Raw genomic sequence first — 12,245 nt, forward strand, 5'->3', positions numbered from 1 at the left:
ACGCCGTACGCTACAGTTCTTGGCACATAATTTGAGTCAACAGGGGAACGGAGACCAAAAATGAACGCCATCTCGCTTGATGCAACCGATTGCCGGATTCTTGCCGTGCTCCAGAACGAGGGGCGCATCAGCAACCTGGACCTGGCCGAGCGTATTGCGCTTTCGCCTTCGGCGTGTCTGCGGCGGCTGCGTCTGCTGGAAGAACAGGGCGTGGTGGAGCGCTATCGCGCCTGCCTGAACCGAGAGATCCTGGGCTTCGAAATGGAGGCCTTCGTGCAGGTCTCGATGCGCAACGACCAGGAAAGCTGGCACGAGCGCTTCGTCGCGGCGCTGCGCGAATGGCCCGAAGTGGTGGGGGCGTACGTGGTGACCGGCGAGACGCACTATCTGCTGCGCGTGCTCGCGCACAACCTCAAGCACTACTCGGACTTCGTGCTGAACAAGCTCTACAAGGCGCCGGGCGTGATGGATATCCGCTCGAACATCGTGCTCACGACGCTTAAGACGGAGGCGGGGGTGCCGGTCGACCTGATCGCGCATCGCGGGGAGCCGAAGGCTTAGTAGACGCGCTCGCGCCGCCGGGCCGGGCGGCGGCAAGGATAGGGACTCGCGCCTCCGGTGCTTTCCTGCGCAGCGCTTTCGGTAGCGGCGGTCTAGAGCGACAGCAACTGATGGAAGGCGCCGCCGTGGAATACGAGCGGCGCGGCGTTGTCGCCGCCGTCCTGGCCCGGTTCGCGAACGCCGCAGCGCTCGACTTCGCCGACGAAGATCACGTGATCGCCTTCGTCGTAGCGGCTGCGGTTATGGCACTCGAACCACGCGATGGCGCCGTCGAGCACGGGCATGCCCGAGTCGCCGGCCGCGTGCGAGACGCCTTCGAAGCGATCGCCTTTCACGGTGGCGAAGCGCTTGCACAGGTCGAGCTGCGACGCGGCGAGCACATTCACCACATAATGGCTGTTGCTGCGGAACACCGGCATCGACGCCGAACGCGTGGCGAGGCTCCACAGCACGAGCGGCGGGCTGAGCGAGACCGAGTTGAACGAGCTCGCGGTGATGCCGATCAGCGCGCCGTCGGGCGCGCGCGTCGTGATGACCGTCACGCCGGTGGCGAACTGGCCGAGCGCGCGGCGGAACGCGGCGGCGTCGAAGTTGGGCGGACTGGCGCGGCGGGTCATGGGCGCACGCCCCGGGCGTTGGGGCGCGTGCCCGGCGCGAACTGGACGGGGCGGGCGGCGCAAGCAGGAGTCGGTATCAACGTCATGTGTAATTTCGGCGAATTGTCCCAATTTTAACGAAAAGCGGTCGCTGGCGGTTCCGTCGGCCTGGCCGCCTGGGATGGAGCGGGAAATCGGTGAATAGCTGCGTGGGCTCCGACGTTCTGGGGCGGCGGGGCCGGCGCGGCATCAAAGGAGAGTGCAGCATGAGTCAGACGATCGAAACCGCCACGCTCGGCGGCGGATGTTTTTGGTGCCTGGAGGCGGTTTATCTACGTGTGGACGGCGTGGTGGCGGTGGAATCGGGCTACGCGGGCGGCCATGCCGCGAATCCGTCCTACGAACAGGTTTGCGATGGCGACACAGGCCACGCGGAAGTCGTGAAAGTGGATTTCGATCCCGCCAAGATCAGCTATCGCGAGATTCTCGACATCTTTTTCGCGATCCACGATCCGACCCAGTTGAACCGCCAGGGCAACGACGTCGGCACGCAGTATCGCTCGGTCGTCTTCACGGATTCGGAAGCGCAACGCGAGACGGCGCTCCAGGCGATCCGCGAACTGAAGGCCGAGAGCGTCTACGACGGCGCGATCGTGACCCAGGTGCTGCCGCTCGACGGCAACTATTTCCCCGCCGAGGCGTATCACCAGAACTACTTCGCGCAGCACCCGAATCAGGGCTATTGCGCGTTCGTGGTGGCGCCCAAGGTGGCGAAGTTCCGCCAGAAGTTCGCGCATCGGCTCAGGGCGGAGTGAGCGGCGCGGCGGCGCTTTTATCGCGTTTTTTATCGATTGGTATCAGGACGACGGGCGCGGTTCAGGATTCTTTCTGAACGGCGCCCGCCGTTTTTTATCCGGATTTTAATTGCGCGGCGCTCAGGCGTTTTCGCCGCGAATCCGCAGCATCTCGTCGGCGATCGCGCGCGCGAGCTTCGCGCAGGTCAGCGGCGCCGAGCCTTCCGCCTTGTTGTTCGTCGTGATCAACACGGGCTGGCCGGCGATCGCATAGCGCGCGGCCAGTTCGGCGAGCGCGTCGCGCGTGTGCGGGTCCTCGTCGACGAGCTTGTCGAAGGGTTCGTAGCGCGCCTTCGCCTGCTCATACTTGAAGCCGCTGTGCAGGCTCCAGCGCACGATCAGCGGGCCCGCGGGCGCTTCGCCGTCCATTAGGGCAAGCGCGGCGGCCTGGCGCAGCGGGTCGGGCATGCGCGCGTGCAGCCCGACGCAGTAGCGCACGCCCGCGGCGCGCAGCGCGCGCACGAAGCGCGGCGTGAGCAGGATGCCGTCGCGGATCTCGACGGCGTAGCAGGTCGCGTCCCCCGGCGCAGCGTTCGCGGCGGGCGCGGGCAGCGGCGGCAGCGCGGCCAGAAACGCCGCGAGACGCTCGACGAAGGCGGCCGGATCGGCGAGCAATTGATCGGGCAGCGGCGGAAACTGGAACACGAGCGCGCCCGCTTTCGCGCCGAGCCCCGCGAGGCACGGCTCGATGAATTCGCGGATGGCGAGTTCGGGGTTCAGGAAGCAGGGATTGGCCGAGACCGGCTCGCCGCGATCGCCGCGCACGCTGGCGTCGGTAATCAGCGCGGGCGCCTTCACGATGAAGCGGAAGTGGTCCGGCACCTGCTGGGCGTAGCGCAGGTAGTCGGTGACGGTGAGCGGCGCGTAGAACGAGCGGTCGATGCTCACCGAGCGCAGCAGCGGATGCGCGCCATAGGCGGCGAGCCCGTCGCGCGCGAGCCTGGAATTGCTGTAGTCGTCGCCGTAGACGATGCCGCGCCAGCCCGGGAACGACCACGACGAGGTGCCCAGACGCACGCTGGGCGGCAACTCGGCGGCGAGGTCGAGCACGTCCTGGGCGGGCTCGGCGGGCAGCACGCCTTTCGCGCGGCGTTTCAGCGGTTCAGGGGCGGGCGAATCCGGCGACGATCTGGACGGTTTCGCGGCGTGCGTCTGCTCGGTGTCGTCGAGCGTTGGTGATTCGTCGTCGCCGGCCGTATCGCTAGCCTTCCTGCGCGCGGCGCGCCCCGGCGGCGGCTCGGGCGGCACGAAGCCGAACAGGTCGGTCTGGGTATCGGGCTGCGCGTTTGCGTCCGCAGCCCGCGAATCTCGGCGCGCCGTTGGGCGGCTCGCTCGCTGCGTGGCAGGCGCCGAATGGCGAGCCGTGCCGCGCGTCGCGTCGCCTCCGTCCTCGCTCGGCATCGCGCCGGCGCCGTCGTTCTCTAGTGCCCCGAAAAGGCCGTCGTCGCGTTCGTTCATGCGTGTGAGTCTTGATGGCGATCCGGTGATTCAGGCCGCTCGACGCAACAGGCCATGCCCTATGGCCTGACCGGCAAGCGCGCCGTCCCGCGAACACAGCGGCGCAGGCCGCAGCCCGCACCGCCGCACGCTTCGCGATGGCGTCAGAGCGGCTTCTCGTACATATAGCGGCGCGACCACGGCAACGTCTTCGCGCTGCGGCCGGCCTTGCGACAGACGATCTGGTAGATCGACACGTCGTCGTGCTCGAACGCGTAGGCGCAACCCGCCAGATAGACGCGCCAGATGCGGAACTTCTCATCGTCGACGAGCTTTTTCGCTTCCTCGGCGCGCGCCTCGAAATTCTCCGCCCAGATGCCGAGCGTGTGCGCATAGTGACGGCGCAGGCTCTCCACGTCAACCGCCTCGAGCCCGCCGCGCTGCGCCGCTTCGAGCGCGAGGCCGATGTGCGGCAGCTCGCCGTCGGGGAACACGTAGCGGTCGATGAACTCGCCGCCGCCCAGCGCCGTCTCGCCGCTTTCGGCATCGCTCGACGTGATGCCGTGGTTCATGGCGACGCCGTCATCGGCTAGCAGCTCGCGCACCTTCGTGAAATAGCCGGGCAGATTCTTGCGCCCGACGTGCTCGAACATGCCCACGCTCGTGATGCGGTCGAACTGGCCCTGGATGTCACGATAGTCCTGCAGGCGGATCTCGATGCGATCGGCGAGGCCCGCGGCCTTCACGCGCTCGGTGGCGAGGTCGAACTGGTTCTGCGAGAGCGTCACGCCCACGCAGCGCGCGCCGAACTTCTGCGCCGCGCGCAGCACGAGCGCGCCCCAGCCGCAGCCGATGTCGAGCAGCGTCTGGCCCGGCTGAAGCTGGATCTTGGTGAGGATGTGGTCGATCTTCTTGAGCTGCGCGACGGCGAGGTCTTCGTCGCCGTTCTCGAAATAGGCGCACGAATAGACCATGTTCTCGTCGAGCCACAGCTTGTAGAAGTCGTTCGAGACGTCGTAGTGGTACTGGATCGCCTGCTTGTCGGTGTTCTTCGAGTGCGTGAAGTAGCGGCGCACCCGCGCGAGCTTGCCCGCGCTCGTGATGGTGTTGCGCGCGAGCGAGTAGCTGATGTCGATGATGTCGGCGAGCCGGCCTTCGATGTCGATCTTGCCCTTCACGTAGGCCTCGCCGAGATTGTCGAGGCTCGGTTCGAGCAGCAGCGGCAGCGCCGCGGCGCTGTTGACCTTCAGCGTGACCTGCGGGGCCGCGAAATGGCCGAAGTCGTATTGCTGACCGCTCCAGAGCACGAGCCGCGCGGGCAGGTTGGCCTTGTTGCGGACTTCGTCGACCCACTGTGCGAGTTTTTTCTCCCAGAACATGCGTTTCTCTCCGTGTCGATCCGGAGCGAGTGCAAGGCGCTGACTCCGGTCCCATGCAAGATGGTTATGGTCCGATGAACGGTTGAAGCCAAAAGACAAAAGCGAATTGCAATGCGTGCTACGAGGTAGAACTGACTGGCACGGCGCCGCAGCGAACTGCGGCGCGCGCGTGATGCGGGGTATTGCGGGTATTGCTGGTGTTGCGGAGATGCCCTGCGAAAATTTTAGGAAGTCGCGCGATTCGCCCGGGAATCAGGGGGCGAGCCGCTCGATGCGCCATGCGGCGCCTTCGTGCACGCTGTCTCGCGTATAGCGGATGCGGTCATGCAGCCGCGACGGACGCCCTTGCCAGAACTCGATGGCGCCCGGCACGAGCCGGTAGCCGCCCCAGTGCGGCGGACGCGGCGGCTCTTCGCCGTACTGTGCGCTGATCTCGCGCTCGCGCGCTTCGAGCTCGGCGCGGCTGCCGATCACGGCGCTCTGCTCCGAAGCCCACGCGCCGATGCGCGAGCCGAGCGGGCGCGACTGGAAATACGCATCGCTTTCGGCGTCGCTGGTCTTCTCGACGCGGCCTTCGATACGCACCTGGCGCTCGAGCTCGATCCAGTGAAAGAGCAGCGCCGCGTGCGGATTGGCGGCGAGCTCGCGGCCCTTGCGGCTGTCGTAGTTGGTGAAGAACACGAAGCCGCGCTCGTCCACGCCCTTGATCAGCAGGATGCGCGCGGCGGGGCGGCCCTCTGCGTCCACGGTCGCGACGGTCATCGCGTTGGGTTCGGGCAGTTTGGCGTCGAGCGCCTGGGCAAACCAGGTCTGGAATTGGCGGATCGGGTCGGGGTCGACGTCGGAGGCATCGAGCGAGCCTAGCGAGTAGTTCTTGCGGAGGTCGGCGAGCGAGGTCATTTTTTATGCAAACGCTTCAATGCGGACAAGTATATCGAAGACAGCGGCGAAGCAAGTGGCACAGGCGCGCGGGCAGGCCACTTTGAGGCTGGGACCTGGGCCCGGACCGGTCCCGCACCGGGGCCTGCACTTGGGCCGGATGCGCCCGTTTGGTCGCGATCAGGCAAAATATGCGTTTCCAGGGACCGTGGCAGTGCGCGATCGGTCCGCTTTCGATCCGCTACCGCCATGTCCAGTACACCGCTTTCCGCTACGGCCGGTTCCACCGGCCTCGCCGATCTTACCGCGCCCGCCGCGGCCGATGTTGCCGACCGGGCCCGCCGCTTTGGCGGCGTGGCGCGGCTTTATGGCGCACCTGCGCTCGAAACCTTCGAGCGCGCGCACGTCGCCGTGATCGGCATCGGCGGGGTGGGGTCGTGGGTCGCGGAGGCGCTCGCGCGCAGTGCGATCGGCACGCTCACGCTCATCGACCTCGACAACGTCGCGGAGAGCAATACCAACCGCCAGATCCATGCGCTCGACGGCAATTACGGCAAGCCGAAGGTCGAGGCGATGGCCGAGCGCATCAAGCTCATCGATCCGGCCTGCGACGTGCGGCTCGTGGAGGATTTCGTCGAGCCGTCGAATTTCGATGCGCTGCTTGGCGGCGGCTTCGACTACGTGGTGGACGCCATCGACAGCGTGCGCACCAAGACCGCGCTGATCGCCTGGTGCGTCGAGCATCGCGTGCCGCTCATCACCGTGGGCGGCGCGGGCGGCCAGCTCGACCCGACGCGCATTCGCATCGACGATCTCGCGCTCACGATTCAGGACCCGCTGCTTTCGAAGGTGCGTGGGCAATTGCGCAAGCATCACGGTTTCCCGCGCGGTCCCAAGGCGCGTTTCAAGGTGAGCGCCGTGTATTCCGATGAGCCGCTGATCTATCCCGAAGCCGCCGTTTGCGACATCGACAATGAAGCCGAGCATGTGAGTACCTCGCCTGGACACCACGGGCCCGTGGGGCTCAATTGCGCGGGGTTCGGTTCGAGCGTGTGCGTGACGGCGAGTTTTGGGTTTGCTGCCGCGGCGTATGTGTTGCGCGCGCTGGCGCATCGGGGTGCGGCGGGGTGAGGCGTATTGGCCGCGCCAATACGGCTATTGGGAAATCGAAGTTGGTTCCCGCCAAACGAGCACGGCTTTTCGGCACGTGGGCGTTTGCGACAAAATTTCGAGGATGAAGCGCAATTGCCTGCCCGGACTGAAGAAGTTTCGAGCAGAACGACAGAATCTCCGGATTTCCGTCCTGGAATCCCCCCGTTGCAACGTTTCTTCAATCCAAACGCCCGCGCTTGGCGCAAAAAAAGCGAGCCTCATCTGAGGCCCGCGGCAATCATTGTCCAGCACGTTTTTCGTTAGAGCACCGCGCGCTCAATTCAACGCCGCACTCAACTTCCGCCGCCACTCACTCACGAGCTGCGGCTGGTGCGACGCGAGATCGAACACCGAGAGCATGGTCTTGCGCCCGATGTCGTCGCGGAACGCGCGGTCGCGCTTGACGATCTCGAGCAACTGCTCGAGCGCCCCCGCATACTTACGCCGCGCGATCAGCGCGCTCGCGAGATCGAAGCGCGCTTCGAGATCCTCGGGGTGCGCGCCCACCTGGGCTTCGAGCGCGTCCGTGGGCGGGAGATCGGCGGCGGCGTCGAGCGCGTCGAGGCGCGTCTTGAGCGCATTGAAGCGCGCGTCGATGCCCTGCGTGGTCTTCGGCGAGAGCAGCTCGACTTCCTTGTGCGCGTCGTCGGCGCGGTTGTCGACGAGTAGCATCTCGATCAGGTCCATGCGCGCGTCGTCGAAGCCGGGGTCGAAGGCGAGCGCGGCCTGCAGCGCCTCGTAGGCGTCGTCGCGGCGGCCTTCGGCGAGCGCTTCCTGGGCGGCCTGACGCGCGGCTTGCGCGGAATCCGGGATCAGGCGGTCGAGGAACTCGCGCAACTGGCCTTCGGGGAGCACGCCGATGAACTGGTCCACTGCGCGCTGGTCGGCGAACGCCACCACGTGCGGAATGCTGCGCACCTGGAAGTGCGCGGCGAGCTCCTGGTTCTCGTCGACATTGACCTTCACGAGCTTCCACTTGCCCGCATATTCGGCTTCGAGCTTTTCGAGCATCGGCCCGAGCGTCTTGCACGGGCCGCACCACGGCGCCCAGAAGTCGACCAGCACCGGCGCGAGCGCCGACGCCTCGATCACGTCTTTTTCAAAAGTGGCCAGGGTGGTATCCATTACGTCCTCGTTGGGAAAAATCCGGTACGCGTGTAGGTGAGGGCGAATCGGCGCGCTTCAATGCTGCGCCGGGGCCGTGGCTTCGTCTCAGGCCCGCGGCTTCTTCTCGGGCAGCGGGATCCATTCGGTCTCGCCGGGGACGTGCCCCATTTCCTGGCGCGTCCAGGCGGCCTTGGCGGCCTCGATCTTTTCGCGCGAGCTGGCGACGAAGTTCCATTCGATGAAGCGCTCGCCCGCGAGCTTTTCGCCCCCGAGCAGCATCACGCGTGCCCCGTTCGTGCTCGCGAGCGTGACGGTTTCGCCCGGCGTGAGCACGGCCATGGTGTACTGCTCGAGCGGCGTGCCGTCGATCGAGAGGTCGCCGTCGACGAGATAGACGCCGCGCTCTTCGTGCTCCGCGTCGAGCGCGATGGCGCTGCCGGGCGCGAATTCGGCAGCCACGTAGAGCGTGCCCGAGAAGGTCGCGACCGGCGAGCTCGCGCCGAACGCCGTGCCCGCGATCACGCGCATCGAGACGCCGTTGCGCTCGATGTTCGGCAGCGTATCGGCGGCGTGGTGGAAGAACGAGGGCTCGCTGTCTTCGTGCTCGAGCGGCAGCGCCACCCAGGTCTGGATGCCGTGCATGGTGAGGCCGGTCTGGCGCGCGGCGTCGGGCGTGCGCTCGGAATGGACGATGCCGCGCCCCGCCGTCATCCAGTTGACGTCGCCTGGGACGATCTCCTGCGCCGAGCCGATGCTGTCGCGGTGCATGAGCGCGCCGTCGAACAGATAGGTGACGGTGGCGAGGCCGATATGCGGGTGCGGGCGCACATCGACGCCCGAGCCGGGCGCGAGCGTGGCCGGGCCCATATGGTCGAAGAAGATGAACGGGCCGACGAGACGCGCGGCCATCGCAGGCAGCACGCGGCGCACATAGAGATTGCCGATGTCGCGCTGATGGGGCTTGAGGACCGCTTTGATCGATGAGGACATGGACGCTTCCTTGATGGGTCGGACGGCACGCGATGGAATACGCAACAGCGCGCAACGGCGCAGCGCCGTGCGCGAGCAGGCGCTCATTCTAACGCCGGCCTCGGCCGCGCGCCGTCAGGGAAGCAGGCGCTGGGGGCGGGATCGCAGGGGCGCAAGCGCGGCCACGCCCTGGCCGGTAAACTCGCGTATTCGACAGAACAATAATTGGAGCCGGAGATGTCGCCGAAGGACTTGCTGTTTGCGCTCGTGGTCGTGCTCGCGTGGGGCGTGAATTTCGTGGTGATCAAGGTGGGGCTGCACGGCGTGCCGCCGCTGTTGCTCGGCGCGCTGCGCTTTTTGCTGGCGGCGTTTCCGGCGGTGCTGTTCGTGAAGCGCCCGAAATTGCCGCTGCGCTGGCTGTTTGCCTACGGCGCGACGATCTCGTTCGGGCAGTTCGTGTTCCTCTTCACCGCCATGTACGTGGGCATGCCCGCGGGGCTCGCCTCGGTCGTGCTGCAGGCGCAGGCTTTCTTCACGCTCGTGTTCGCGGCGATCTTCCTCGGCGAGCGCTTTCGCGCGCAGAACGTGATCGGCCTGTTGATCGCGGCGGCGGGGCTCGCCGTGATCGGCTTGCAGTCGTCTTCGGCGGGCGCGGGCACGCAGGCGATGACCGCTGCCGGCTTCGTGCTCACGCTGTGCGCGGCCTGCATGTGGGCGCTCGGCAATATCGTCACGAAGAAGGTGGGCAAGGTCGATCTCGTCGGGCTCGTGGTGTGGGCGAGCCTGATTCCGCCGCTGCCGTTCCTCGTGCTTTCGTACTTCATCGAGGGACCGCAGCGCATCGAGACGGCGCTCGCGGGCATCGGCATGGATTCGATCGGCGCGATCGTCTATCTCGCGTTCGTGGCCACGATCCTCGGCTACAGCCTCTGGAGCCGGCTGCTCTCGAAGTATCCGGCGAGCCAGGTTGCGCCGTTTTCGCTGCTCGTGCCGATCGTCGGGCTGGCTGCGGCGGCGCTGCTGCTCGGCGAGCGCCTTTCCGCCGCGCAGATCGGCGGCGCCGCGCTCGTGATGGCGGGGCTCGCCGTGAACGTGTTCGGCGGCTGGGCGAGGGCGCGGCTCGAATCCATGCGGGCCGCGCGGTCGTGAACCGCGGCGGCCCTCGCGCCGCCTCCGCCCTTACGTCATGCGGCTCTTCGCGAGCGGCGGATTCGCCGCGAAGTAGTGCTTGATGCCCTTGAGGATGGCGTTCGCCATCTTGTCGCGATAGGCGTCGTCGTTGAGCTTCTGCTCTTCCTCGGGATTGCTGATGAAGGCCGTTTCCACGAGGATCGACGGAATGTCGGGCGCCTTGAGCACGGCAAAACCGGCCTGCTCGACCGAGCCTTTGTGCAGCTTGTTGATTTCGCCGACCTCGTTGAGCACGAAGCCGCCGTAGCGCAGCGAGTCGCGGATCTGAGCCGTGGTCGACATGTCGAAGAGCGCGCGGTTCACCGAGGCGTCGGCGGTCTGCACGCTGATGCCGCCGATCTGGTCCGACGAATTCTCCTTGGTCGCCATCCAGCGCGCGGCCGCGCTCGATGCGCCGTGCTCGGACAGTGCGAACACCGACGAGCCGCGCGCGAGCGGCGTCGTGAACGCGTCGGCGTGGATCGACACGAAGAGATCCGCGCCCACGCGGCGCGCCTTCTGCACGCGCACGTTCAGCGGCACGAAGAAGTCGGCATCGCGCGTCATCATCGAGCGCATGTTGGGCTGGGCGTCGATCTTCGCGCGCAGCTTCTTCGCGATGTCGAGCGCGATGTGCTTTTCGTACGTGCCCGCGCTGCCGATCGCGCCCGGGTCTTCGCCGCCGTGGCCCGGATCGATGGCCACCGTGAGAAGCCGCGTGGTGCCGCCCTTGCTCGACTTCGGCGTGGTGAAGCCGTAGTTGTCGTCGGGCTGGTCGCTGCTATCGTCGTTCTTTGCGATGACGGGCGGCTTCGGCGCGGGCTTCGGACGCGGCAGCACCGTTGCGGGCGGCACCGGCGGTGTCGGGCGCGGCGCGGCGGGCGTGGCCGGCGTAGCAGGCGGGGGGGCGCCCGCATCGTTCTGCGCGTAGCGCTCGAAGAACGCGTCGCTGTTGTCGTGCGCGGGCGCGTTGTTGGGGCCCGCGAGCGTGGAGGGCGGCGCGGGCGGCGTGTTATCGCGCATCGCCTCGCGCGCGTCGAGCTGCTGCTGCTTGCGCTCGGTCTGCGCGAGCAGGTCCATGAGCGGATCGGGCGCGACCGCGGGATAAAGGTCGAACACGAGCCGGTACTTGTACGAGCCCACCGGCTGCAGCGTGAAGACCTGGGGCTTCACGCCCCCCTTGAGGTCGAACACCATGCGCACCACGTGCGGCTGATACTGGCCCACGCGCACGGCCTGGATCTGCGGATCGTTGGGCGTGATCTTGGAGACGAGATTCTTGAGCGCGTCGTCGAGGTCGAGGCCGCTCAAGTCGACGACGAGGCGGTCCGGGCCCTGCAGCAGTTGCTGCGTGTTCGAGAGCGGTTGATCCGATTCGATCGTGACGCGCGTATAGTCGCGCGCGGGCCATACGCGCACGCCGATCACCGAGGTTGCCCACGCGAGGCGCGGTGCCGTGACGGAGAGGCCGAGCACCAGCGTGGACGCGCCCGCCTTCAGAATCTGCCGGCGCCGCCAGTTGTGCGTCGCGGTGGCCGCGGATTCGATCGAGCGGAACGGTTTGATTAACATCTTTCTAGACATGCCTTTCCTGATGCGCTGTATGCGTACGCGGTGAGCACGCGGCCTTCACCGTACCGACCCGGTTCGAGCTGGAACACGAGATCGGGAACGCCGAGCAGGCCGCCCGCGCGTTGCGGCCATTCGACGAGACACACTGCTCCTTGTGCGAAATATTCGCGAAAGCCGGCGTCGGCCCATTCGGCCGGGTCGCTGAAACGATAGAGATCGAAGTGATAGAGCTGGAGTTCCCCACTTGTCGTCGCCACCGTGTAGGGCTCGACGAGCGTATAGGTCGGGCTGCGTACGCGCCCGCTGTGGCCGAGCGCGCGCAGCGCGGCGCGCACGAGCGAAGTCTTGCCCGCGCCGAGGTCGCCGAAAAGCTGCACGTGCAGGCCGTTTTGCACGCCATGGCCGGATTCTTGCGTGCGCAAGCTCTCGAGCGCGTGCGCAAAGCGCGCGCCGAACGCATCGGTGGCGGCTTCGTCCGCGAGCTCGAAGCGGCGTTCGAGCAGAATGGCTGCGGCCAGCAGACTGGCTTGGTCGTGTCCGGGCATGTCGGGTGTTCCGGGCATTCTCGT

Annotated in this window: 12 protein-coding genes; 4 read left to right on the forward strand and 8 right to left on the reverse strand. The window is 66.8% G+C overall.

The window, feature by feature from the left end:
* Window positions 1-60 precede the first annotated feature (60 nt).
* On the forward strand, window positions 61-561 hold the full coding sequence (locus U5775_RS13690) for an Lrp/AsnC family transcriptional regulator (RefSeq protein WP_322058665.1): 501 nt from the start codon (window positions 61-63) through the stop codon (window positions 559-561).
* A 92-nt stretch (window positions 562-653) separates the two neighbouring features.
* Here U5775_RS13690 and U5775_RS13695 read toward each other — a convergent pair whose 3' ends face one another.
* Window positions 654-1,178, reverse strand: a complete 525-nt coding sequence (locus tag U5775_RS13695; RefSeq protein WP_322058666.1) for a flavin reductase family protein — start codon at window positions 1,176-1,178, stop codon at window positions 654-656.
* A gap of 245 nt (window positions 1,179-1,423) precedes the next feature.
* Between U5775_RS13695 and msrA the strand changes: the two genes are divergently transcribed.
* Window positions 1,424-1,972 (forward strand): peptide-methionine (S)-S-oxide reductase MsrA, encoded by a 549-nt coding sequence (msrA, locus tag U5775_RS13700; protein WP_322058667.1) that lies wholly within the window; start codon window positions 1,424-1,426, stop codon window positions 1,970-1,972.
* Between the two features lie 120 nt (window positions 1,973-2,092).
* On the opposite strand, the gene U5775_RS13705 is transcribed toward msrA, so the two are convergent.
* From U5775_RS13705 to pdxH, 3 genes are all read right to left on the reverse strand, one after another.
* Entirely contained in the window at window positions 2,093-3,469 is a 1,377-nt protein-coding gene (locus tag U5775_RS13705; RefSeq protein WP_322058668.1) for a DUF72 domain-containing protein, read from the reverse strand.
* Between the two features lie 143 nt (window positions 3,470-3,612).
* Complete coding sequence (locus U5775_RS13710; RefSeq protein WP_322058669.1) at window positions 3,613-4,827, reverse strand: cyclopropane-fatty-acyl-phospholipid synthase family protein; 1,215 nt, start codon at window positions 4,825-4,827, stop codon at window positions 3,613-3,615.
* Between the two features lie 252 nt (window positions 4,828-5,079).
* The gene (gene pdxH, locus U5775_RS13715) at window positions 5,080-5,727 is read right to left on the reverse strand and encodes a pyridoxamine 5'-phosphate oxidase (protein ID WP_322058670.1); all 648 of its coding nucleotides are present in this window, start codon (window positions 5,725-5,727) and stop codon (window positions 5,080-5,082) included.
* Between the two features lie 228 nt (window positions 5,728-5,955).
* Here pdxH and U5775_RS13720 point away from each other — a divergent pair, with 228 nt between their 5' ends.
* Entirely contained in the window at window positions 5,956-6,837 is an 882-nt protein-coding gene (locus U5775_RS13720) for a tRNA threonylcarbamoyladenosine dehydratase (protein ID WP_322058671.1), read from the forward strand.
* A 297-nt stretch (window positions 6,838-7,134) separates the two neighbouring features.
* On the opposite strand, the gene trxA is transcribed toward U5775_RS13720, so the two are convergent.
* Window positions 7,135-7,983, reverse strand: coding sequence for a thioredoxin (gene trxA, locus U5775_RS13725; protein WP_322058672.1), 849 nt, complete (start codon window positions 7,981-7,983; stop codon window positions 7,135-7,137).
* Window positions 7,984-8,070: 87 nt separating this feature from the next.
* Window positions 8,071-8,955: a pirin family protein gene (locus U5775_RS13730; RefSeq protein ID WP_322058673.1), complete on the reverse strand. Its 885-nt coding sequence runs from the start codon at window positions 8,953-8,955 to the stop codon at window positions 8,071-8,073.
* 216 nt (window positions 8,956-9,171) lie between these two features.
* Here U5775_RS13730 and U5775_RS13735 point away from each other — a divergent pair, with 216 nt between their 5' ends.
* Window positions 9,172-10,083, forward strand: coding sequence for an EamA family transporter (locus U5775_RS13735; RefSeq protein ID WP_322058674.1), 912 nt, complete (start codon window positions 9,172-9,174; stop codon window positions 10,081-10,083).
* Between the two features lie 30 nt (window positions 10,084-10,113).
* Here the strand turns inward: U5775_RS13735 and U5775_RS13740 are convergent, their stop codons facing one another.
* Window positions 10,114-11,688: an N-acetylmuramoyl-L-alanine amidase gene (locus U5775_RS13740; RefSeq protein WP_322058675.1), complete on the reverse strand. Its 1,575-nt coding sequence runs from the start codon at window positions 11,686-11,688 to the stop codon at window positions 10,114-10,116.
* Window positions 11,670-12,239 carry a tRNA (adenosine(37)-N6)-threonylcarbamoyltransferase complex ATPase subunit type 1 TsaE gene (gene tsaE / locus U5775_RS13745; protein WP_415913565.1) on the reverse strand — a complete coding sequence of 190 codons (570 nt, stop codon included), beginning with the start codon at window positions 12,237-12,239 and terminating at the stop codon, window positions 11,670-11,672. The genes U5775_RS13740 and tsaE overlap by 19 nt, the downstream gene beginning before the upstream one ends.
* Window positions 12,240-12,245 lie beyond the last annotated feature (6 nt).

It is taken from the genome of Paraburkholderia sp. J63 (genome assembly GCF_905220245.1).
Classification (GTDB): Bacteria; Pseudomonadota; Gammaproteobacteria; order Burkholderiales; family Burkholderiaceae; genus Paraburkholderia.